This is a genomic window from Thalassospira marina (genome assembly GCF_002844375.1).
In the GTDB taxonomy this organism is placed as follows: domain Bacteria; phylum Pseudomonadota; class Alphaproteobacteria; order Rhodospirillales; family Thalassospiraceae; genus Thalassospira; species Thalassospira marina.
Map to the genome: position 1 here is coordinate 1620233 of NZ_CP024199.1, position 21776 is coordinate 1642008.

Annotated in this window: 21 protein-coding genes; 7 read left to right on the forward strand and 14 right to left on the reverse strand. The window is 54.5% G+C overall.

The window, feature by feature from the left end:
- Window positions 1-71: 71 nt before the first annotated feature.
- Window positions 72-551, reverse strand: coding sequence for an Lrp/AsnC family transcriptional regulator (locus CSC3H3_RS07315; protein WP_101267843.1), 480 nt, complete (start codon window positions 549-551; stop codon window positions 72-74).
- 520 nt (window positions 552-1071) lie between these two features.
- Here CSC3H3_RS07315 and CSC3H3_RS07320 point away from each other — a divergent pair.
- Window positions 1072-1569: a GNAT family N-acetyltransferase gene (locus CSC3H3_RS07320; RefSeq protein WP_245881319.1), complete on the forward strand. Its 498-nt coding sequence runs from the start codon at window positions 1072-1074 to the stop codon at window positions 1567-1569.
- Window positions 1570-1572: 3 nt separating this feature from the next.
- Entirely contained in the window at window positions 1573-2022 is a 450-nt protein-coding gene (locus CSC3H3_RS07325; protein WP_101267838.1) for an Rrf2 family transcriptional regulator, read from the forward strand.
- 150 nt (window positions 2023-2172) lie between these two features.
- On the opposite strand, the gene CSC3H3_RS07330 is transcribed toward CSC3H3_RS07325, so the two are convergent.
- The gene (locus CSC3H3_RS07330) at window positions 2173-4398 is read right to left on the reverse strand and encodes a DEAD/DEAH box helicase (RefSeq protein ID WP_101284429.1); all 2226 of its coding nucleotides are present in this window, start codon (window positions 4396-4398) and stop codon (window positions 2173-2175) included.
- A gap of 215 nt (window positions 4399-4613) precedes the next feature.
- Between CSC3H3_RS07330 and CSC3H3_RS07335 the strand changes: the two genes are divergently transcribed.
- Window positions 4614-5180, forward strand: coding sequence for a hydrolase (locus CSC3H3_RS07335; RefSeq protein ID WP_245881320.1), 567 nt, complete (start codon window positions 4614-4616; stop codon window positions 5178-5180).
- Between the two features lie 82 nt (window positions 5181-5262).
- Entirely contained in the window at window positions 5263-6027 is a 765-nt protein-coding gene (locus tag CSC3H3_RS07340) for an alpha/beta fold hydrolase (protein WP_101284430.1), read from the forward strand.
- A gap of 33 nt (window positions 6028-6060) precedes the next feature.
- Here CSC3H3_RS07340 and CSC3H3_RS07345 read toward each other — a convergent pair whose 3' ends face one another.
- Window positions 6061-6675 (reverse strand): hypothetical protein, encoded by a 615-nt coding sequence (locus CSC3H3_RS07345; protein WP_101284431.1) that lies wholly within the window; start codon window positions 6673-6675, stop codon window positions 6061-6063.
- A 141-nt stretch (window positions 6676-6816) separates the two neighbouring features.
- Between CSC3H3_RS07345 and CSC3H3_RS07350 the strand changes: the two genes are divergently transcribed.
- Window positions 6817-7407 carry a cytochrome b gene (locus tag CSC3H3_RS07350; RefSeq protein WP_101284432.1) on the forward strand — a complete coding sequence of 197 codons (591 nt, stop codon included), beginning with the start codon at window positions 6817-6819 and terminating at the stop codon, window positions 7405-7407.
- A 55-nt stretch (window positions 7408-7462) separates the two neighbouring features.
- Here CSC3H3_RS07350 and CSC3H3_RS07355 read toward each other — a convergent pair whose 3' ends face one another.
- Both CSC3H3_RS07355 and parE read right to left on the reverse strand, forming a co-directional pair.
- Window positions 7463-8383: a glutaminase gene (locus CSC3H3_RS07355; protein ID WP_101284433.1), complete on the reverse strand. Its 921-nt coding sequence runs from the start codon at window positions 8381-8383 to the stop codon at window positions 7463-7465.
- A gap of 76 nt (window positions 8384-8459) precedes the next feature.
- Entirely contained in the window at window positions 8460-10442 is a 1983-nt protein-coding gene (gene parE, locus CSC3H3_RS07360) for a DNA topoisomerase IV subunit B (RefSeq protein ID WP_101284434.1), read from the reverse strand.
- 243 nt (window positions 10443-10685) lie between these two features.
- Here parE and CSC3H3_RS07365 point away from each other — a divergent pair, with 243 nt between their 5' ends.
- Entirely contained in the window at window positions 10686-11108 is a 423-nt protein-coding gene (locus CSC3H3_RS07365; protein WP_101284435.1) for an acyl-CoA thioesterase, read from the forward strand.
- A 104-nt stretch (window positions 11109-11212) separates the two neighbouring features.
- Here the strand turns inward: CSC3H3_RS07365 and CSC3H3_RS07370 are convergent, their stop codons facing one another.
- Window positions 11213-12202: a zinc-dependent alcohol dehydrogenase family protein gene (locus CSC3H3_RS07370; protein WP_101284436.1), complete on the reverse strand. Its 990-nt coding sequence runs from the start codon at window positions 12200-12202 to the stop codon at window positions 11213-11215.
- A gap of 93 nt (window positions 12203-12295) precedes the next feature.
- Here CSC3H3_RS07370 and CSC3H3_RS07375 point away from each other — a divergent pair, with 93 nt between their 5' ends.
- Window positions 12296-13162: a LysR family transcriptional regulator gene (locus CSC3H3_RS07375; protein WP_245881321.1), complete on the forward strand. Its 867-nt coding sequence runs from the start codon at window positions 12296-12298 to the stop codon at window positions 13160-13162.
- 404 nt (window positions 13163-13566) lie between these two features.
- On the opposite strand, the gene CSC3H3_RS07385 is transcribed toward CSC3H3_RS07375, so the two are convergent.
- From CSC3H3_RS07385 to CSC3H3_RS07420, 8 genes are all read right to left on the reverse strand, one after another.
- Entirely contained in the window at window positions 13567-14316 is a 750-nt protein-coding gene (locus CSC3H3_RS07385) for an SDR family oxidoreductase (protein ID WP_101284439.1), read from the reverse strand.
- A gap of 164 nt (window positions 14317-14480) precedes the next feature.
- Window positions 14481-15425 carry an AraC family transcriptional regulator gene (locus CSC3H3_RS07390; RefSeq protein WP_245881322.1) on the reverse strand — a complete coding sequence of 315 codons (945 nt, stop codon included), beginning with the start codon at window positions 15423-15425 and terminating at the stop codon, window positions 14481-14483.
- Between the two features lie 70 nt (window positions 15426-15495).
- Window positions 15496-16545 (reverse strand): dipeptidase, encoded by a 1050-nt coding sequence (locus CSC3H3_RS07395; RefSeq protein WP_101284440.1) that lies wholly within the window; start codon window positions 16543-16545, stop codon window positions 15496-15498.
- Between the two features lie 11 nt (window positions 16546-16556).
- Entirely contained in the window at window positions 16557-17321 is a 765-nt protein-coding gene (locus CSC3H3_RS07400; RefSeq protein WP_101284441.1) for an ABC transporter ATP-binding protein, read from the reverse strand.
- Between the two features lie 4 nt (window positions 17322-17325).
- Window positions 17326-18168 (reverse strand): ABC transporter ATP-binding protein, encoded by an 843-nt coding sequence (locus tag CSC3H3_RS07405; protein ID WP_101284442.1) that lies wholly within the window; start codon window positions 18166-18168, stop codon window positions 17326-17328.
- Between the two features lie 2 nt (window positions 18169-18170).
- Window positions 18171-19094 carry a nickel transporter permease gene (gene nikC / locus CSC3H3_RS07410; protein WP_101267806.1) on the reverse strand — a complete coding sequence of 308 codons (924 nt, stop codon included), beginning with the start codon at window positions 19092-19094 and terminating at the stop codon, window positions 18171-18173.
- A 4-nt stretch (window positions 19095-19098) separates the two neighbouring features.
- Entirely contained in the window at window positions 19099-20166 is a 1068-nt protein-coding gene (locus CSC3H3_RS07415) for an ABC transporter permease (protein ID WP_101267804.1), read from the reverse strand.
- Between the two features lie 11 nt (window positions 20167-20177).
- Window positions 20178-21767, reverse strand: coding sequence for an ABC transporter substrate-binding protein (locus tag CSC3H3_RS07420; RefSeq protein WP_101267802.1), 1590 nt, complete (start codon window positions 21765-21767; stop codon window positions 20178-20180).
- Between the last annotated feature and the right edge of the window lie 9 nt (window positions 21768-21776).

Here is a 21776-nt window from a genome sequence, read left to right on the forward strand (position 1 = left end):
AAACGCTAGCCTGCAACGTGTTGTGCGTTGGCAGCTTGGCGCGTGTTCAATCCGGCTGTGACCGGGCGGAATTATTCGCTTTCGGGGACGGGCAGGCGGGTGCTGTTTTTGACTTCGTGCAGTGTGAAGCTGGATTTGATATTGGCAACGCCAGGCAGCTTCATCATGACTTCAGACAGGAATTTCTGATAGGCAGCCGGGTCCTGGACCACGATGCGCATCATATAATCCTGGTTGCCGACCATCGCATAACAATCAACGATTTCCGGGTGCTGCTGGACTGCTGTTTCAAAGCGGCGCAGCGACGGTTCGTCATGCTGGGTCAGCGAAACGGTGACAAAAACATTCACGCCCAGATGCAAATGGGACGGGTCCAGCAGGGCAACATATTTGCGAATGACGCCGCTTTCTTCAAGTTTGCGCAACCGGCGCAGGCAGGGCGAAACGGACAGGCCAACCTTGTCTGCCAGTTCGACCATCGAGATACGGCCATCTTCCTGAATTTCACGAAGAATATTGCGGTCAATTGCATCAAAACCGTTGCGCGCCATGGCGTGCCCCACTCCCTTTGACGAAAATGCAGATAGATTGCCAAATCGGGCTGCGCAAATATTTTGCCAGTTTGGCAGGTTTCACGCAGCAATCTCTTGGGCGCGATAAGCCACGACTTGGGCCTTCTGTCAATCATTGCGTGGTATATCGGGCGGATAATCTCGCCGACTGGCAATGAAAATAGTGCAGGTTGAATGTGATGACAGATAGCCGTCCTTTCCGGGCTTTTGTCGCACAAAACTGCATTAACTGTTGCTGCCTGCCCACATGAGGGGTATTGCAGGGCAAGTACCCATGAAACAGCCCCAAACGCAAATGTTTCGGGCGAAATCCGCGCAGGGCCGGGCCTTTGCCTGATAAAACGGCAATTTCAGGGACCACCGGGTGGAACTTATCATTGCTGCGTGCCAATCAGACAGTGTAGTATAATCGTACTGAATTACGCATTTGGGATGGGCGACATCTCCTGGCGAGGGCATGGGCACCTGTTTTGCCTGTGGTACAGGAAAGGCTATTTTGGTGGACGCAGCACAACACAAACCGGGATATAACCTGGTTTATATCGACGATCATAAAATCAATATCCGGCCTGCCGTCAAAGAAGACTTGCCGGTTGTTGTCGGCCTTGACGAGCGGACGACAGGTCTGCGCAAGCCGGAATACTGGGATGATCTGTTTGTGCGTTATGGCAACCGCAAGGACAGCCGTTTCTTTTTGATCGCCGAAGAGGGCGACACCCTGCTGGGCTGCATTTTTGGCGAAGTCCGGTCATGGGAATTCAATTCTGTTCCCTGTGGCTGGGTTGGCACCGTCAGTGTCGAACCCGATTTGCGCATGGGTGGTATTGGCACCATTCTTTACAATGAAATCTGCCGCTGCTTCCGCCATGCCGGTGTGCAAAAGGTTCGCACCATGATCCCGCGCGACGCAACCGACCTGATGTCGTTTTTCCGCGCCCAGGGCATGATGGCAGGGCCTTTCATCCAGCTTGAAACCGATATGGAAGAGGAGGGCTAAGCCATGATGTCTTTGCAAAAGGCAACATTGTTTGCCCTTTATGCCGTGCTGGAGCTGGCCGAAGATACCGAACGCCAGCTTTCGGCATCGGAAATTGCCGAACGTTACAATATCTCGACCAATCACCTTGCCAAGGTTTTGCGGGATCTGGGCCGGGCGGGCCTTGTGGAATCGGTTCGTGGGGCCGGGGGCGGTTACCGGTTTTGTGGTAATGCCAAACGGACAACCCTGCTCGATGTGGTGGAGCTTTTTGAAGAGGTCGGTGCCGGACCATCCAACGGGATTGTGCAGGAAACCAATGCCGGTGTCGCCCTGTCGCTGGTGATGGACGAGATCGAGGCGATTACCTATGCGACGCTGCAATCAATTTCGATTGAAACAATGTTAAAGCTGATGCGTCGACGCAAACCAACCGAACGCCAGTTACCCACCGGGTTGTTCCGCGCCGTCTGATCACCCGAACCAGACAGCAAAAAACCCGCCAAACATTTGTTCTGGCGGGTTTTATTTTGTCTTAGCCCCGGTTCCTGACTGGCACTTTGCCAAAGGGTGGGGCTGATGGGCCAGGCAAACAAAGTTTATTCGCCTGCCTGGCCGTTGAATTTATTCTGCGCTTGCTGCCGGGCTATCCGGGCTTGAGGCAGCGGTGGCTTCGCCTTCTGCTGGTTCGGCCTTTTTACGCGGCTTGCGCGGTGCGCGTGGCTTGGCGGGCTTTTTGGCAGCGGCCTTTTTCGGCTTGGCAGCTTCACCTTCGGCGTCAGCCTTGCCTTCGTCACCTTCCGCCGGTGCCGTTTTGCTGGCAGCTTTGGTTTTGGTGGCGGCCTTAGCACGCGGTTTGCGCGGTGCACGGGTGGTTTTTGCCTTGGCCGGTTTGGCCTCGGCTCCGCCATCGGCCTTTGCTTCGGTTTCTGCTGCTGCCGGTACTACCGCTTCTGCCTCAACCTTGGCTTCGGCTTCGACTGGTTTTGCTGCCGCAACCGGGCTTTCAACGGTTGATTGGGCTTCTGGTGCCGGTGCAGCAGCAACGGCTACCGTTTCGGCCTTTGCGGGTGCTTCGGCTTCCGCCTTCACAGGTGCTAGCTTCGCCGGTGCTTCATGTGCCGGTTTCACATCGCTGGCGGCTGCTTTTGCACTGTCATCGGCTTTGTCTGCCGGTGCCGGTTTGCGGCTTTTGCGCGGGGCGGCTGCCTTGCGGTTTGCGGGTTTGCGGCCTGTTTTCTTTGCCGGTTTGGTTTCCACTTCTTCCTTTTCCGGTGCGGCAGGTTTGCGCAGCGAGGATTGCGGAACGGCTGTCAGCATAAAGGCCGGCACATGGTCACCCATGCCGATGACCGGCTTGTCATCATAATCGTCGCGGTCACGGCGGTTATGATTTTTGCGGTCACGCTGCGGGCGGTTCTGGTGGCGTTCTTCACGCGGGTCGCGCACATGGCGGATCGGCGCAGTATTATTGCCTGTCGCGGCATTGTTCTGCTGTTCGCGCTTTGCCGGTGCGGCGGGGCGCTCGGCCGGTTTTGGTGCTTCTTTGGCGGGGCTTGCAGCAACATTTGCCGCTGCTTCCTGGTCCTGGCTGGCAGAACGGCGCGCATTGTTGCGACCATTACGATCACCACGGTCACCCCGTTCGCCGCGATCCCGGTCACGGCCTTTGTCGCGGTTGTTGCGCTTGTTACGGCGCTTCTTGCCGCTAAAGTCCAGTTCCAGGGTTTCGATGCCCTCAACCGCGGTCATGGGAATCGACATATTGATCGTTTTATTGATCGCCTCGACCAGTTTGCCGTCTTCCGGGGTGGCAAGGGTAAATGCCTTGCCGTCGCGGCCTGCACGCCCGGTACGACCGGTACGGTGAACGTAATCCTCGGCGTTGAAGGGCACGTCAAAGTTAAAGACATGCGAAACATCGGCAACGTCAATGCCGCGTGCTGCAACGTCGGAACAGATCAGAACGGTAATGTCGCCGCTTTTGAATTTATCAAGCGTCTCGGTCCGTTCGCTTTGTACCAGGTCGCCATGCATGCGACCGGCATTAAAGCCGTGCTTGGTCAGCGATTTATAAAGGATATCAACGTCTTTTTTGCGGTTGCAGAACACAAAGGCGTTTTTGACATCTTCAGCCCGGATCAGGCGGCGAAGGGTTTCGCGCTTGTCCATTTCGTCGATGACCAGCAATTTGTGTTCAACCGTGGTTGCCATGCTGGATGGCGGGGCAACCGTAATTTCTTTCGGGTTGCTCAGGAATTTATCCGCAAGGCGGCGGATTTCCTTGGGCATCGTCGCCGAGAAAAACAGCGTTTGGCGCTGTTTGGGCAGCATGTTGACGATTTTTTCGATATCGGGAATGAAACCCATATCAAGCATGCGGTCGGCTTCGTCGATAACCAGCAATTTGCAGTCCGACAGCAGAAGCTTGCCACGCTCGAAGGTATCAATCAGGCGGCCCGGCGTCGCGATGATCACATCGGCACCTTTTTCGAGAATCTTTTGCTGTTCAACAAAGGATTCCCCGCCAATCACCAGCGCCTTTGAAAGCGGCACATATTTGCCATAGGTGTCAAAGTTGTGCGCCACCTGGGTCGCCAACTCGCGGGTTGGTTCCAGAATAATGGATCGCGGCATCCGCATGCGCGCACGGCCATGATGAAGAATATCAAGCATCGGCAAGACAAAGCTGGCCGTTTTCCCCGTCCCGGTTTGGGCGCAGCCAAGAATGTCACGTGCCATCATCACGGATGGGATGGCTTGGCGCTGAATGGGGGTCGGTGTGTCGTAACCGGCGTCTGCAACGGCTTTGAGGATATCTTCGCTCAGACCGAGATCGGCGAAAGTCATATGATTCGGGTTCCCGCAACAAATGCGTTAAAGATTGATTTACTTAGAGACAAATCTGTTTGCGTGGTAAAGCCAAGCCCGTCGCAAGTCAAGAAAAACGCCTTCAAAAAGGTGGTTTGCCCCTATTTTTCACCCATCGTGCGCTTGTTTGTGCTCTGGTTCGGACTTATCGTGGGGTTGCACCCCCTTATGTGCCGTTATTCAGGAGACTGACGATGTTGATGGATGCTGCCCGTTCCACGCTGGTAATTGTCGATGTGCAGGAAAAACTTTATCCCGCCTGCCTTGATCCGGTGGAAACGGTCGATGCGTGCTGTTTTTTGCTGAAATGCGCCAATCGTCTTTCTGTTCCGGCCATTATAACTGAACAATATCCCAAGGGGTTAGGCCGTACCAGCAAACCCATTCTCGACCTTCTAGACAATGATGCAAATGTTGCCGACGGTGGCAATGTGGTCAGCAAGATCAGCTTTTCCTGTGTTGGCGAAGACAGCTTTGTCACCAAACTGGAGGAAAATCCCGGTCGTGACCAGGTCGTGGTTGCGGGTATGGAAACCCATGTTTGCGTGCTGCAAACCGTGATCGACCTGCTTGATCGTGGGCGGGAAGTTTTTGTTGTGGCCGATGCGGTGACATCGCGCAAACAGGATGACCGGATTTTTGGCATTGAACGCATGCGTGATGCCGGTGCGCGGATCGTCACGCGCGAAAGCGTCATGTTTGAATGGCTGCGCGTTGCTGGTACGCCCGAATTCAAGGAATTAAGTGCCCTGATCCGTTAACGCGATGTCGTTTCCGTTTGTTGTTTTTACGCCAATGCCTAATGCTCACTGGCATCGCGGTGCCTTCCTGTGTGGTTGATCAATGAGCAAGACTGCACCCGCGCCGATATTGGATAAGGCGGCACAACCGGCACATGATGTTGTCTTCCTGCCAGGTATGCTGGCCGATCAACGGTTGTGGCAGTGTGTGGTGCCGTTGTTGGAAGGTGGGCAGGGGCGTTCTGGCGGGGGTATCCGTCCCCATTTCCCTGACATGCGCGGTTATAACAGCATCGAAGACATGGCCGATGCCATAGCGGCGATGTTTTCAACACCGGTGGTACTGGTGGGCATGTCGATGGGCGGATATGTGGCGCTGGAACTGGTGCGCCGCTTTCCCGGTTTGGTGTCGCATATGCTGCTGGTAAATACCCGGTCAAGTGGCGAGGATACCACCAGCCGCCGCCGGCGGGAATTGCTGGCCCGGATGATGCGCCAGCAAAAAACCTTTCGAGGTTTTAATGACGATATGCTGGCCCGCGCACTTGATGCCAACCATCCTGATCACCGTGAAAATGTCGCGATCCTGGGCGATATGGCAAACGCCCTTGGCCGGGATGTTTGTTGTGCCCAGCAAATTGCCGTGGCCCGACGGCGTGATTATGACGCCGATTTACCCCACATCGCCATCCCGTGCCATGTGATGTGGGGCGAAAAAGATGCGATTATTCCCCCACATGACCAGCGTGATTTGGCCGCAAAAATACCCGGTGCGACCTGGCAGAGCGTTGCCAATGCCGCACATTATGTGCCGCTGGAAGCACCGTATATGTTTGTAGATGCCCTGTGGAGCCTTTTGCAGCGTTAGGTATGCAGGACAGGTATCTGATGCCCGTTTTAATTAGCAGGGCGCAAAGCGCGAACAGCGATTGTCGTTGCGGTCAGGCTGGTTGATCGGGAACAGGTAATGAATGATGGCCGGTGCCATTTGATCAAGCTGTTGCTGGTCGATCGGTGTTTTGATATTGGCGCGCAGTTCGGAAACTATGCTGTCGCCCGAACAAAAGGCAAATCGGACAGGTGTTGTCGTTTCACTTGGTGCCGTGGTGGCCGGCGCGTTTTGCGGATTTTCGCACATACTATTGCGTGATGTATCCTGCGTTGGATTCACAACAACAACCATCCGGTGTTTGGGGCGCAGGGTAGGGTGCGTATCATTGCTGTCTGTGTTTGCCATTTCGGCCCTGGCCGTTTCCGGGGTGATGAACTGTAACTGCGGGGCAAAACCGCGCCCGGAAAACAGTTTGGCCCAGCTTTCATCATCAATGCCCGTTTGCCCGTCATGGACTTCCATCACCATCACATTTGAGGGGGCTGCATAACGTTTGAAGCCTTCAACATTTGTTGTGTCGTAAAACGGGGCTTCGATGGTGTTGCCGCTGCATGCCGCCAAAAGGGGGGCGGCAATGCCAAGAACGGCAATCAAAAGGGAATATTTGCGGGCTTTGGCGGACATGGAAGGCGGGCTCCTGTGGGGTATCCCGATAAGGGGCGGGGTATCAAACGGTTGCGACGACTTGATACAATTTCGGGATCGGAGGGTTACAGATGGCGCATAAACTGCTGATCATCAGAACATAGTCCGAAGGATCACAAAATGTCAGTGTCTTCGCAAAATTTGTCGCAAGCAGCCTTTGAACAGGCACCCAATGAAGGGTCAAATCGCCCGATCTGGCTGGTCCCGGCATTGCACTGGATGATGGCAGCGTTAATCATTACGGCCTTTATCATTGGCAAAAACATGGAAGACCTGCCGCGTGATCAGCGCCTTTCGGTGTTGGGATGGCATATTCTGGTGGGGTTATCGGTATTGGGGCTGTTTTTGCCGCGCATTATCGCCGTTATTGCCAATTCGCGTATCGCGACAGCGAAAACCGGCAGAGTGCAGGATAAAGCCAATTTTGCCGCCTGGATCATGCAGGGCATTCTTTATGTGTTGATGCTGGCAATACCGCTGACCGGGTTAACGGCAATGACGACGATTGGTCGCAATTTCCCGGTTCTTGGCCTGTTTTCCTTGCCAAATTTCGCCAATAATCACCAATTGCACGAGGTGATGGAAGGTATTCATGGCACGATGGCAACGGTGATGATTATTCTGGCGGGCCTGCATGGGGTGGCAGCACTTTGGCATCATTTCGTGCTGAAAGACGATGTTTTACGCCGTTATTTGCCAGGCAAAGGATAACCCCTGATCACGCGGGTCAAAACCGTGCAATTCGCAGCAAAGCGGCCGGGTTTGGTTAGAAAACCGACCGGCCGATTGCTTCGATCAGCATTTCAAGGGCGGCAATGCCCGCAGCCGAATTACCGCGGGCATCCAGCCGTGGTGACCACACACAAACCGAAAATTCCCCCGGAATAACGCCGATAATGGCACCACCAACCCCGCTTTTGGCCGGGATACCTACGGAAAAGGCGAAATCGCCAACGCCGTCATACATGCCGCATGTCAGCATCAGGGCATTAATGCGCCTGGTTTCGGCGGGGGATAAAACCATATTGCCGTCAATGCCAATGCCTTGATTGGCGAGAAACAGGGTCGCACGGGCCATTTCCCGTGCGCTCATGGCAATTGCGCATTGCTTGAAATAGGTGCGCACAACTGCCTCGACCGGGTTATCGAGCTTTTCAAAGCTTTTCATCAGATAGGCAATGGCGCGGTTGCGGTTGCCATGCTGGTCTTCGGATAAATACACATCATTATCGGCGCGAATATCGGGATTGCCGCTTAACCGGCCTAAAAATTCGGCCACGGATCGGTCCGGGTTGGCAAAGCGCGATGAAATCATGTCACAAACGCGAATGGCCCCGGCATTGATGAACGGGTTGCGCGGTATGCCTTCTTCCTGTTCCAGCAAAATCAGCGAATTAAACGCCGATCCGCTGGGTTCGCGCCTTACGGCCTGCCAAAGTTCCTCGCCGCAACTGCGCAATGCCAGCACCAGGGCAAAAACCTTGGATACACTTTGGATCGAAAAGGGAATGTCAGCATCGCCGGTGCTGTATTCCGCCCCGTTCACATCGCGAATAACCATGGCAAACCGATCACCGGGAACAGCGGCAAGGGCCGGGATATAATCGGCATTGCGTGCGGTTTGAAAATCGCGCTGTTTTACACGTTCAGCAATATCAGCCAGGATTGATGCATAATCGGCAGGCATGGGAATTTCCGCGAAAAGGGGACAAAAAACCCGGCACGCAAATGCCGGGTTTGATGAAGATGGTATTTAAACTGCCTTAAACGTCGATATCCTGGACAAAGCGGGCATGTTCCTGAATGAACTGGAAACGCAGTTCCGGCTTTTTACCCATCAGGCGACCGACAAGGTCTTTGGTCTGTTCTTTTCCGTCCGGTTCGGCGGCATCGGGCAGGGTGACACGCAAAAGGGTGCGGTTTGCGCGCGACATGGTGGTGTCACGCAACTGCTGGGATGGCATTTCACCCAAACCTTTAAAGCGCGAAATTTCGACCTTGGCGGGGTTCTTGAACTCGGTATTTAACAGCTGTTCTTTTTCGGCATCATCCATCGCATAGATGCTTTTTCCGCCCTGTGTCAGACGGTAAAGTGGCGGCATGGCCAAAAACAGGCTGCCATTTTCGATAAGACCCGGCATTTCCTGATAGAAGAACGTCATCAGAAGCGATGCGATATGTGCGCCGTCGACGTCAGCATCGGTCATGATGATGATGCGTTCATAGCGCAAATCTTTCAGGCTGAAATCAGAACCGGTACCGCAGCCAAAGGCTTCGATCATGTCCTTGATTTCCTGGTTGGCCATCATTTTTTCGCGGGTTGCCGATGCCACGTTCAGGATTTTACCGCGCAGCGGCAAAACGGCCTGGGTTTCGCGGTCACGGGCCTGCTTGGCCGAGCCACCTGCCGAATCCCCTTCGACGAGGAAAATTTCAGTACCCGCCGCAATCGAACGGGAACAGTCCGTCAGCTTGCCGGGCAGTCGCAGGCGCCGTGTGGCAGACTGGCGTTTGGTTTCTTTCTTTTCCTTGCGGCGCAGGCGTTCTTCGGCACGCATAACAATGCGTTCCAAAAGCCGCTTGGCATTTTCGGTATCACCGGTCAGCCAGTGGTCAAAATGGTCACGAACGGCAGTTTCAACCAGTTTGGTTGCGTTCTGCGTGCCCAGTTTTTCCTTGGTCTGACCCTGAAATTGCGGGTCCGGGATGAAGACTGACAGCATAATGCAGCCACCACCAAAAACGTCTTCGGCGGTGATGGTTGATGCCTTTTTCATGCCGACCATATCGCCATACGCCTTGATGGCCTTGGTCAGGGCATAACGGAAACCGGCCTCGTGCGTGCCGCCCAGCGGGGTGGGAACGGTATTACAATAGGAATGGAAATAGCCTTCGCCCCCTTCGGGCCAGCCCACAGCCCATTCAACCCGGCCGGGGCTGTCGGAAAATTTGGCTTCACCGGCAAACGGGCGTTCGGTGACCATCTCGCGACCCTTCAGGGTCATTTCGAGATAGTCCAGAATACCGTTGGGGAATTTCAGGACTTCTTTTTGTGGGGTCGGATCATCGCTGGTCAGAAGCGACGGATCACATGACCAGCGAATTTCAACGCCCTTGTAAAGATACGCCTTTGACCGCGCCATCCGAAAGATGGTGCCCGGTTTCAGTTTGGCGCGCGCCCCGAAAATTTCGGGGTCGGGGCGGAAAATAACCGTGGTGCCGCGGCGGTTGTTTACCGTGCCGCCATCCTGCAGCGGGCCTTGCGGGACACCGCGCGAATATTCCTGAAACACCAGTTTGCGATCACGCGCGACTTCAACACGGAATTTGTCGGTCAGTGCGTTCACCACCGACATACCCACACCGTGCAAACCGCCCGACGTTTCATAGGCCTTGCCGGAAAATTTGCCGCCCGAATGCAGGGTGGTCAAAATCACTTCCAGTGCCGATTTATCGGGGAATTTCGGGTGCGGATCGGTCGGGATACCACGGCCGTTATCGCGGATCAGAACGGTATTGTCGGTCTGCAGTTCCAGTTCGATCCAGTCGGCATGGCCGGCCACCGCTTCGTCCATCGAGTTATCGAGGATCTCGGCCACCAGATGGTGCAGGGCGGTGTCATCGGTGCCACCAATATACATACCCGGTCGCCGGCGGACAGGTTCAAGGCCTTCAAGGACCTCGATATCTTTGGCGGAATATGCGTTTGCGGTGCTTTGGTTTGAATCTTCGAAAAGGTCGGTCATGTTCCCCGGAACGCAACTGGTTGTTTTAATAGCATAATCTGGTGCGCAGGCCCGAAATGGCGATTGTTGCATATAACGCATTACCGCTATACCCAACTCGACGCTGGCAAGGCCTGCCGATAAACGAGTACCATAAGATTTAAATCCCGGCTCATAAAAATGTTTTTCGTTTTGCAATGCAACCGGGTTCGATGAAAAAAATACAGGATCAGGCCGGTCTTTCGGCAACCAGGAGTGAGTGCGATGGTCGATAAAAACGAAACCGCCAACAGTGAAGGCGCAATGCCGCGTGGGGATATGTGCACGCGGACCCTGGCAATGCCTGGCGATACCAACCCCAGCGGCGATATTTTCGGCGGTTGGCTGATGTCGCAAATGGATATTGCCGGTGGCGTGCTTGCCAGCCAGATCGCGGAAGGCCGCGTTGCCACCGTCGCGGTTGATGGCATGACCTTCCACCGCCCGGTTTATGTTGGTGATGTTGTCTGTGTTTATGGCGATATCGACCGTATCGGCACCACATCCATGGTGCTGCATCTCGAAGCCTGGGTTTTGCGCCGCAACCAGCCGCCGCGCATCAAGGTGACCGAAGCCACCTTTACCTTTGTCGCCATCGACGCCAATGGCCGCCCGCGCCCGGTGCGCAAGGATGAAGCGAGCGTTTAAGAGATATTTTTCCTGCATGGTGCAGATCATTTATTCCCTACGCGTCAATAAAAAGACGGGGCGCGAAACCCCGTCTTTGATCGTGTGATGTTCAGTTTGGATTTTCAGGCAATGGTAATGATCAGTTTGCCGTTAACATTGCCACTTTCGAGTGCGAAATAGGCGTCGTTAACGGTTTCGAGTGTGAATTCCCGTGGATCAATCTGAAGTTTTAGCTGCCCGGCATTTGCCATGCGGGTGGCTTCAGCCATGATGTCACCGTGACGTTGGCGGCGCTGGTTTGCCAGTAAGGGGGTTAAGGTGAAAACGCCCGAATAACTGGCGCCTTTGAACGACAAGGGTGCAAGGGCATGGGTGCCCCAGCCAAGGCAACTGGCGACATGGCCAAATTCGGAAACGGCCTGGAAGGCGGCATCAAGGCCCGGGCCCCCAATGGTGTCGTATACGACGTCAAAGCCGGTATTGTCCGTATGGGTTGCGACATAATCGGCGACTGTGTGGTGTTCGTAATTAATAAAAGTTGCGCCCAGCGATTCAATGACCGGGCCTTTTTTCGCTGAATCAACCGCATAAACAATTGCACCGCGTGCACGGGCAATTTGAATGGCCATTTGGCCCACCGCACCGCCACCACCAATGACCAGAACTTTTTTCGGCCCCTGCAGCTTAACCCGATCTACCAACCCTTCCCAAGCTGTAATAAAGGCCAGAGGCAAGGCGGCGGCTTCGCGGATTGAAAATGTATCTGGTACCAGGGCAAGCAACCGGGCATCGACTGCGGCATATTGTGCCAGCGCCCCCTGTAGGCCACCAACACCGCCAGTCATGCCATATACAATGTCACCAGGCTTAAAGCCGGCGACATTTGTGCCGGGCTCCACCACTGTTCCGACCATATCAATACCCAAAATGCCGGGCAGAGGGTGGCGGGCATGGGCGGCATTGCCACTTCGAATTTTGGTATCAAGCGGGTTCACACTGCTAGCCTGAATACGCACCAGAACAGTGCCATCCCCCGCGACCGGACGGGGCAGGTCGGTGATTTTGAATTCATCATTTTGGTGCGCCAGAACGGCGGCTTTCATCATGGGCATGTGACGTCTCCGGTAAAAAGGAACTACCGAAGGATCGCTCGTTGATGGATGAATGGAAATAAAAGATAATGAGTTATATCCATGCAAAAATGAATGAGTTTAGAGATGAACTGGAGTGATATCGAAGTGTTTTTGGCGGTTTACCGTGAGGGGACACTGGGACGTGCTGCGCGCAGGTTGGGAATGACCCAGCCAACCATGGGGCGCCGGCTTAAAAAGCTTGAGCAGGATATTGGCCATTCATTGTTTCAACGAACACCGGAGGGATTTATTCCCACCAGTGAAGGCGAAACCATGTTAGCCAGTGCGGAGCGCATGGAGGAAGAAGCCAATGCTCTGCAACGAGGACTGGCCGGTGGCGAACAGCAATTGCACGGGACATTGCGTCTCTCGTCGTCAGACTGGTTTGGTGTTTATGTGCTTGCACCCTTAATTGCGCGGTTTTCGGCGCAGTATCCAAACATTGTAACCGAATTGATCACCGAATCACGATTGCTGGATTTATCACGGCGCGAGGCCGATCTGGTGTTTCGAATCACACCGTTTAACGGGGCAGGTATTGTGTCGCGTAAATTGCTGGATATCGATTATGGCGTGTATTGTGCCCGCGATCAGCTATGGCCAAAGGCCGGGGACGGTAGCGGTTGTGCGCTCATTACGATGGATGAGGCATTTTCAACTATGCCTGATACCCGGTGGCTGATCGAAACCTTGCCCAACAGTCATGTTGCCTTGCGCAGCAATAACCGCGAGGTGCAGGCGCAGCTATGCGCGCAAGGGGCGGGTATTGCGGTGCTGCCCAAGGTGCTGGCGCGGTCGTTTGCACCCCTGGTTGAAATCACAATGTTGCCATCGCCACCCGGACGCACAACATGGGTTGGATATCATCAGGATATGCGCCGTTCCAAACGGTTGCGGGCATTTCTTGATACGGCGCTTATCAATGGAAACATGCTGTAAACGGGCAACAAAAAGGGCAACCCGTGACAGGCTGCCTTTAACGCTATGGATAGGTTCGTCGTTTTGTTTACCAGCTTTCGCGGACCAGCCAGACAAAGTTTTCGCCCATGATATTTACGCCAAGTTCCTGCACTATTCTGATGTGCATGGCAAGTTGGGTGGAAAAACCATTTTTGGCCCCAATGCCAGCAACAAATTTGGCATGGCTTATGGCTTTAGTCTGGATGAAAACCCGAATGTTGGGGATGCCACTTGACCATCTGGCGAAAATGTCCCCTCAAAGAAGGAAAAATATGTCGGAAAAAATATGGGCGTCACCCTGACCATCGGCCCGTGGTATGAAGATTTGATCTGACGATGTTATGGTGCCCGGCCGGATTTAGGCCGGGCACCAGCATTGCTAATCACCAGCTTTGTTGGGTCGGCATGATGAATATTTCGGCCAGATCGACATGGTTGGGGGCCTGGGCTGCGTAAAGAATGGTATTTGCAATGTCATTGCCTTCAAGGAAGGTCATTTCTTTACGTAAATCTTCCATCTGCGCTTTGATCGCAGGATCGCTGATTTGTTCGTAAAGTTCGGTCGCAACAGCACCGGGTTGAATGCAGGTAACGCGGATATTGTGTTTTTTACCCACTTCCATGCGCAACCCGTCAGAAAAGGCGGTGATGGCGTGTTTGGTGGCGCAATAGACCGTTAAACCGGCAAAAACCTTGCGCCCGGCAATCGATGATGTATTGAAAATATGCCCCGATTTGGCGGCAATCATATGGGGCAATACCGCCGACGTGGTGTTTAGGACACCATTGATATTTACATCCACCATGCGCCGCCATTCGTCGGTTTTGAATTGATCAATGTCCGAAAGCGGCATCAGCCCGGCATTGTTAAACAGGATGTCGATGGTCCCGGTGGCATCCACAAGTTTAGCAACACCGGCTTCGACCGATGCGACATCGCAAACATCCATTTCAAGGATAATGGCCTTGCCGCCAGTGGCTTCAATTTCGGTTTTCAGGGTTTCAAGGCGATCTGTGCGGCGTGCGGCGATGCCAACGGTGACGCCAGCCTGTGCCAGTTCACGTGCCGTTGCGGCGCCAATGCCGCTTGATGCGCCGGTAATAAGGGCAGTTTTACCGTTAAGATTGGGCATTTGAGGCTCCTGTTAAATTGGGGTCCCGGTTTGCCAGCCTGTCTGGCATTCCGGTTCGATCAACAGGGCGCATCCTAGGGCAGGGGTAATTTGGCTTCTTTCGGTGGATTGCCAAAACTATCGCGATATTGCGCAAACTTTCGCGTTCACGGCTGATATGGCATTTATCCCTGTCGGTATTGACGCGGTGTCATGCCGGTTTCGCGTTTGAATATCTGGGAAAAATGGCTGGAACTTTCATATCCCAGCATTAATGCAATTTCGAGAATGCCAAGATCGCTTTCGCGCATCAATTGTTGTGATTTTGCGATTTTTTGCGCGATGAAGTACCGCGAAGGCGTTGTGCCCGTGGTTTTTTTGAACAATCGTGAAAAATGATAGGGGCTTAATCCGGCTTCACGGGCGCAGGCATTAAGGTCAAACTTCTCGCCAATATGCGCCTGTAAATAGGTTTGCACCCGATGCAGGCGATGGGCGGGCAAGCGTGTTTCCAAGGGTGTGCCACCATCCTGTGTCTGACCATATTCGCGAATCAAATGCACAATCAGGCTTTGCACAATGCCCTCAATAAAGGCCTGGCTTGGCGGGAAGGGGCGAATGACTTCGTGATACAGCAGTTCCAGAAACGTGCTGACTTTATCATCACGCTGGCCTGAAACCTCGCGCAGGGTGATGTTTCGGCCTCGCGATGTGCTGGTTTCTTCGGCAAGTTTTTCAAATACCGGCAGGGGCAGGTAAAGATGCAGCACTTCAAACGGCGCGTCGCCCTGTGCTTGCCAGCGAATTTCATAGGGGTTCTGCGAATGGATCAGGAAAAAATCGTGGGCTTTGACATGGGCGGTTTGCCATATCCCGCCCAATTCGCGTTCATCGACCAATGCGGCCCCGCGTACAACCCATACCAGCATGGGTTCGCGAACGGCGGGCACCAGAAACGGGTCCACAACATGCTGATGGGCATAAAGCTGCATGTAAATGTCGTTTCCCGGCGCATCATCGTTCTTTAGTAAATTGCGACTGGGCACAAACCCATCCATGCCGCGCGGCGATGTGCGAAAGGTTGGTGCCGGTTCTTTGGTCGGGTTTGTATTGCGGGGAAGATGTGGCAACTTTTGTTGCCCTCCTGTGCCGGGCAGGTGCCCCGGCCGGTTAAGGGCCGGGGGGTAACTGCTTCGCGTTTTACCAGCTTTCGCGGGCGACACGGATAAAGTTTTCGCCCATGATTTTATCAACATCGTCGGGCAGGTAGCCTTCGTTGATCAGGGCATCGGCCAGCATGGGCATTTTGCGCGGGTCAAACACGGCGGCACCCCCGGCATCGGGGCCATAGCCACGGTCTTTGGGCCAGTAATAACCGTTATCGACACCGTCGGGGAAATCGTTGGCCCCTTTAACAGACGGCATCGTATCAAGGCCGATGCCGACATGGTTTACCCCCACCAGCTTCACCAGATAATCGATATGGCGCACCATATCGGGGACGTCGGGTGCATTGGCCGATTTGATGAAACGCTGGAAACCGCAAACGCCGATCACACCATTGGTCTCGGCACAGGCCTTGATCTGTTCATCATCGATGCAGCGTTCATGCCCGCCCAGAACCTTGGGGTTGGCGTGGCTGAAAACCACAGGCTTGCTGGATGCCCGCATAATATCGAGGCTGCTTTGCCGCCCGGTATGCGAACAATCCATGATCATGCCCGACGCATTCACCGCCTTGACGATTTCATGGCCCAGCGCGGTCAGCGGGATATCGGTATCGTGGCAACCGCCCGCGACGGAATTGTTGCGGTTATAGGCAAAGTGAATTTGCTTTACGCCCAGTTTGGCAAATACCGGCACCATTTCGGGCATGTCCTGGAGCATGACAGACCCTTCAAGGTCAAAGCCAACGCCAAGCAGGCCGGCCTTTTTGGCCTTTGCCAGATCGTCGAATGTTTCGATCTGCATATATTTGTCGGGGTGGACGGCAATCTTGGCGCGGAATGCGGCAATCACCCGCATGATATGCGCAACCGAATTCATGTCCATGCCGACATTGATGCAGACATAGTCGATATTGCCCGCACGATAGGTATCAAGCAGGTCGATTGGCACAATCGGGTCCAGCGGCAGGCAGGCATGGGCATCCCAGGTGAAGGATGGGATATGCTTGCGCTTGTAATTGCTAAGCGTGCTGTCTGCGGGGGCGAAGGGTGTTGCGAATTGGCTGGTGGTGGTGGCAGTCATGGTATCTCCGGTCAGTCCCAGTCGACAAAGCTGTCAATAACGGCACGGTCATATCCGCCTGCCGCCTTGTAAAGCTGCTGTGAATAGGGATGTTCAAGTGAACCCTGGGCAAGCTGGCTGGCGGTGGCGCGTTCAACGATACGGCCGCGATTCATGATTGCGATATCATCACATACATGCGCGACAACCGCCAGATCGTGGCTGACCATGACATAGGTAAGGCCCAGGTCACGGCGCAATGCCGCCAGCAGATTTAGCACCTCAGCCTGGATCGAAACATCCAGTGCCGATGTTGGTTCGTCGAGCAGCAGCACGCTGGGTTCCAAAATCAGCGCACGGGCGATGGCAACGCGCTGGCGCTGCCCCCCCGAAAGCTGATGCGGATAGCGAAACCGGAACGAATTATCCAGCCCCACCTGCTCAAGCGCCTTTACAACCCGGCGGTCAGAATCGCCCAGATTATGGACTGAAACCGGCTCGCTTAAGATCCGGTCGATGGTGTGGCGCGGATGAAGCGATCCGAACGGGTCCTGAAACACCATTTGAACCTGGCGGTAAAACGCCTTGTTGCGTTTATGGCCCAGTTCATGGCCATTCACGATCATGGCGCCTTCCCAGTCTTCGACCAGGCCGGTCATGGTGCGTAAAACAGTCGACTTGCCCGAACCGGATTCGCCGACCAAGCCAAAGGAACCATTTTTCGGCACCTTCAGTGATACATCCTTCAGCACATGGTTCTCGCCAAACCAGGCATTGAGATTTTCAATTTCAATCATTGGCTTATCCTTCCGCCCAGCTTGCCTGGCGTTGCAAAACGGGCAGGTCGTCGTGATTGCCATCCATTTTCGGCAGGCAGTTTAACAGGCCCTGGGTATAGGGGTGTTTTGCCTGGTCCAGTTCGCTTGCGCTGATTTCTTCAACAACACGACCCTGATACATCACCAGCACCCGATCACAGAAACTCGACACCAGATGTAAGTCGTGGCTGATAAAAATCAGCGCCATGCCGCGTTCGCGCACCAGATCATCAAGAATTGCCATCACCTGCAACTGCACCGTCACATCAAGGGCGGATGTCGGTTCGTCAGCAATGATCAGTTCCGGCTCGGGGATCAGCATCATCGCAATCATCACGCGCTGGCCCATCCCGCCCGAAACTTCGTGCGGATAGGATTTGAATACGCGCTGCGGGTCACGGATTTTCACCGCTTCCAGCATTTCAATGGCGCGATGCGTGGCTTCTTTGGTGCCGACCTTGTAATGTTCACGGTAGGCCTCGATGATTTGATCACCAATCGTCATCACCGGGTTAAGCGAATATTTCGGGTCCTGCATGATCATGGAAATGCGCGCACCCCGCACCTTGCGCCATTGGCGGGGGCTCAGGTTGCGCAAATCAACATCGTGGAACTGCATTTCATCGGCTGCAATGGTGCCATTGGCGGCGGTCAGCCCCAAAATGGCACGTCCGGTCTGCGATTTGCCCGAACCCGATTCACCAACAATACCCAGCCGTTCCCGGCCCAGGTCAAACGAAACGCCGCGAACGGCATTGACCGGCCCCTTGGATGTGCTGAAGGTCACGGTCAGGTTTTTAACCGATAACAGTTTTTCCTGGCTCATGGTCAGTCTCCTCCGCGCGGGTCAAGAACATCGCGCAGGCCATCACCCAGCAGGTTAAAGCCCAAACTGACAACAAAAATTGCCAGGCCTGGCACGGTCGAAACCCACCATTGCTGCAACAGGAACTGGCGGCCTTCGGAAACCATGGCACCCCATTCCGGCGTGGGCGGCTGTGCACCCAGGCCCAAAAAGCCAAGGCCCGCTGCAATCAGGATCATGCCGGCCATATCGAGCGTCACACGTACAACAACCGAACTGATGCACATGGGCATGATATGCCCCAGAATAAGCCCGCTGCTGGAAACGCCCTGCAGGCGGGCTGCATCAATATAGTCCGATTTGCGAACCGTGATGGTTTCGGCACGTGCGATACGGGCATAGGGCGGCCATGCCGTTAATGCGATGGCAAGCACGGCATTTTCAAGCCCCGGCCCCAGGGCCGAAACAAATGCCAGTGCCAAAATCAGTTTCGGGAAGGCGAGGAAAATATCGGTGATGCGCATTAAAACCGCATCAACCCAGCCACCAAAATAACCCGATACCGTGCCAATCAGCAGGCCGACAGGGGCGGCAGTAATGGCAACAAGCCCCACGACCATCAGGGTATATTGTGCGCCATAAATCAGGCGCGATAAAATATCGCGTCCCAGCTGGTCGGTGCCAAACCAGTGTGTCGCACTGGGCGGGCGGATGCGGTTGGTCAGGTCGGCCGCAATCGGGTTGTAGGGGGCAAGAAGGGGGGCGAAAATCGTAATCAGGATCAGGGCCAGCACAATGCCAAGGCCGATCATGGCAAGGCGGTTTTCTGTCAGCTTGCTCCAGGCCAGCCAGGCGCGGCCGCAACGGGCCTGAAAGCGCGACTGCGGCGTGTTGGATGTCAGCCAGCTTCGCAAACCGCCAGAATTTTGTTGGGTCACTGTTTGCATTTTTTTACCTTCGGGCGCGCGGATCAAGCAGGCGATACAAAAGATCGGACAGCATATTGACGCCAATAAACACGGCACCCACCACAACGGTTCCACCCAGAACGGCGTTCATGTCGGCATTCAGCAGTGAATTGGTGATGTAAAGGCCAAGTCCCGGCCAGGCAAAAATTGTTTCCGTCAGAACCGACCCTTCCAGAAGGTTGGCATAGGAAAGCGCAATCACGGTGACAAGCGGCACCATGACATTGCCCAGCGCGTGACGCCAGATGATGCGAAATTCCGAAATGCCCTTGACGCGGGCAGCAAGGATATATTCCTGGCTTAGCTGCTCAAGCATGAAAGAACGTGTCATGCGCGCAATATAGGCCAGTGAAAAATACGCCAGAAGCGATGCTGGCAAAATGATGTGGCTGACAGCATTCCAGAACAGGTCGATATCGCCATCAAGCAGGGTATCAACCAGCATCAGGCCGGTGGTGGGTTCGATAAAGTCGGCGTAAAACGCGTCGACGCGGCCGGGGCCGGCAACCCAGTCCAGCTTCATGTAGAAAACCAGAAGCCCCATCAGGCCCAGCCAGAAAATCGGCATGGAATAGCCGACAAGGCCGAAAATACGCACCAGATGATCGGGCCATTTACCCTTGTGGACTGCGGCGAAAACGCCAAGCGGTACGCCAAGGATAACGCCGATAATGGTGCCCAATGTTGCCAGTTCGAGTGTAGCGGGGAACACGCGGGCAATGTCGGTCAGCACGGGTTGGGATGTCAGGATCGATTTGCCGAAATCCCCATGCAGCACATTGCTGACATAAACAAAAAATTGCTGCCAAAGCGGCAGGTTCAGGCCCATTTCTTCACGGACCCGGGCATATACCGCCTCGGATGCATGGTCGCCGACAGCAGCGATCACCGGGTCGATCGGCAGGATCCGGCCGATCAGGAAGGTAACAAGCAAAAGCCCGAAAAAGGTGATGATGACGGATGACGCCACACGGACAACACTGCCGCCGGGCCCCGAAAGAAGACGGGCGCGTTTGCGCCCGCCCCGTCTGGTTGAAGTCACGGTAGACATCTAACCGTTCCTTAGTCCTTGGTCACAAAACGATATTTGTTGTCGTCAAACGACGGGCCAAGTTTGAAGTTATGAACGTTGCTGCGGACACCGGAAATTTCGGTTTCCTGGAACATCACCACAAACGGACCTTCTGCCATGACCTTCTTCTGAAGGTCCTTGTACATGTCGATACGTTTCTGGGTGTCGCGTTCAAGAATGGCGGCTTCGGTTTCGGCCGTCATTTCTTTCGGGTCCCAGCTGTTACGCCATGCCAGCGGTTTCGCTGCGGCATCGTCGGAATTGTCCGGGTTCCAGGCAAAGGTCGATGCGTTGGTGTTCGGGTCCTGATAATCCGCACCCCAGCGGCCGATATAAATATCATGCTGGCGGGCACGGTATTTGGTCAGGGTCTGGCCACCGTCACCCGGAATGATTTCCAGATTGATGCCAGCCTGTGCCCAGGTTGCCTGCAGCGACTGCGCCATTGCGGTAATGGCGGTGGTGTTGCGGGTATCCATGGTCACGCTAAAGCCATCCGGGTATCCGGCTTCTTTAAGCAGTTCCTTGGCTTTTTCCACATCAAGTTTATAGGGGTTATCGTTTGATGCCCCCAGGAACCCGTCGGGCAGGAAGGCCTGGTGAACGGTGCCACGACCGGCCAGAATGGTGTCTGCGATGCCATTGTAATCGACAAGATATTTAAGGGCTTCGCGTACCTTCGGGTTCGACAGATATTCGTTTTTCTGCGACAGGCCCAGATACCAGACCGTGCCTTTGGCGCGTTTCTGGAAATTGATATCGTCATTGCCTTTAAGGGCAGCAAGCTGGTCAGCTTCAAGGTTGCGCGCAATGTCGATATCGCCTTTCTGCAGCAAAAGCTGCTGCGAGGCGGCTTCGGTCACATTGCGAATAATCACGCGTTTCATTGCCGGTGCGCCGTCCCAGTAATCGTCATTGGCAACCAGCGAGAGGCTTTCATTCGGGGTCCATTTGTTCAGCTCGAACGGACCGGAACCAGCATAGGCGGTTTTCAGCCATTCATGGCCCATATCACCGTCTTTTTCATGTTCCATGACTTCTTTTTTATCGACGATCGAGCCGACACCTGCCGTCAGGCAGTACAGAACGAAGGTCGGTGCGTAGGGCTTGTCGACTTCCATCACCAGGGTATGTTCATCCGGTGCGGTGATTTTGGCATCGACATTGTCTTTGGTCAGGCCGAACTGGCCCAGAATGAAGGCCGGCGACAGGTCAAGCTTCACAACACGGCGCAGCGAAAAGGCAGCGTCTTCGGCAGTCAGCGGATTGCCCGATGCGAATTTGATGCCGTCGCGGATTTTGAAGGTAAAGGTTTTACCGTCTTCGGAAATATCCCAGCTTTCAGCAACGACGCCATGAATTTTGGAAACGTCATCAATGTCATAGCCGATCAGGCGGTCATAGGTGTTGCCCGAATATTCCGCGCCGGAAAATTCAAAAATTTCGGCCGGATCAAGGGTGATGATGTCATCAATCGAAAACGCCATAACAAGTGCGTTTTTCGGCGTGTCAGCCATGGCTGACAGTGGGGCTGTAGCCAGTGAAGTACCCAGAATCAGCCCCGCGATAAGTTTGCGCATGTTGCGCCT

Bases quoted from the DNA above. Each gene is read 5' to 3' on its own strand.
- CSC3H3_RS07315 (WP_101267843.1), bottom strand. From the start codon at position 551: ATGGCGCGCAACGGTTTTGATGCAATTGACCGCAATATTCTTCGTGAA.
- CSC3H3_RS07325 (WP_101267838.1), top strand. From the start codon at position 1,573: ATGATGTCTTTGCAAAAGGCAACATTGTTTGCCCTTTATGCCGTGCTG.
- CSC3H3_RS07330 (WP_101284429.1), bottom strand. From the start codon at position 4,398: ATGACTTTCGCCGATCTCGGTCTGAGCGAAGATATCCTCAAAGCCGTT.
- CSC3H3_RS07335 (WP_245881320.1), top strand. From the start codon at position 4,614: ATGTTGATGGATGCTGCCCGTTCCACGCTGGTAATTGTCGATGTGCAG.
- CSC3H3_RS07340 (WP_101284430.1), top strand. From the start codon at position 5,263: ATGAGCAAGACTGCACCCGCGCCGATATTGGATAAGGCGGCACAACCG.
- CSC3H3_RS07345 (WP_101284431.1), bottom strand. From the start codon at position 6,675: ATGTCCGCCAAAGCCCGCAAATATTCCCTTTTGATTGCCGTTCTTGGC.
- CSC3H3_RS07350 (WP_101284432.1), top strand. From the start codon at position 6,817: ATGTCAGTGTCTTCGCAAAATTTGTCGCAAGCAGCCTTTGAACAGGCA.
- CSC3H3_RS07355 (WP_101284433.1), bottom strand. From the start codon at position 8,383: ATGCCTGCCGATTATGCATCAATCCTGGCTGATATTGCTGAACGTGTA.
- parE (WP_101284434.1), bottom strand. From the start codon at position 10,442: ATGACCGACCTTTTCGAAGATTCAAACCAAAGCACCGCAAACGCATAT.
- CSC3H3_RS07365 (WP_101284435.1), top strand. From the start codon at position 10,686: ATGGTCGATAAAAACGAAACCGCCAACAGTGAAGGCGCAATGCCGCGT.
- CSC3H3_RS07370 (WP_101284436.1), bottom strand. From the start codon at position 12,202: ATGCCCATGATGAAAGCCGCCGTTCTGGCGCACCAAAATGATGAATTC.
- CSC3H3_RS07375 (WP_245881321.1), top strand. From the start codon at position 12,296: ATGAGTTTAGAGATGAACTGGAGTGATATCGAAGTGTTTTTGGCGGTT.
- CSC3H3_RS07385 (WP_101284439.1), bottom strand. From the start codon at position 14,316: ATGCCCAATCTTAACGGTAAAACTGCCCTTATTACCGGCGCATCAAGC.
- CSC3H3_RS07395 (WP_101284440.1), bottom strand. From the start codon at position 16,545: ATGACTGCCACCACCACCAGCCAATTCGCAACACCCTTCGCCCCCGCA.
- CSC3H3_RS07400 (WP_101284441.1), bottom strand. From the start codon at position 17,321: ATGATTGAAATTGAAAATCTCAATGCCTGGTTTGGCGAGAACCATGTG.
- CSC3H3_RS07405 (WP_101284442.1), bottom strand. From the start codon at position 18,168: ATGAGCCAGGAAAAACTGTTATCGGTTAAAAACCTGACCGTGACCTTC.
- nikC (WP_101267806.1), bottom strand. From the start codon at position 19,094: ATGCAAACAGTGACCCAACAAAATTCTGGCGGTTTGCGAAGCTGGCTG.
- CSC3H3_RS07415 (WP_101267804.1), bottom strand. From the start codon at position 20,166: ATGTCTACCGTGACTTCAACCAGACGGGGCGGGCGCAAACGCGCCCGT.
- CSC3H3_RS07420 (WP_101267802.1), bottom strand. From the start codon at position 21,767: ATGCGCAAACTTATCGCGGGGCTGATTCTGGGTACTTCACTGGCTACA.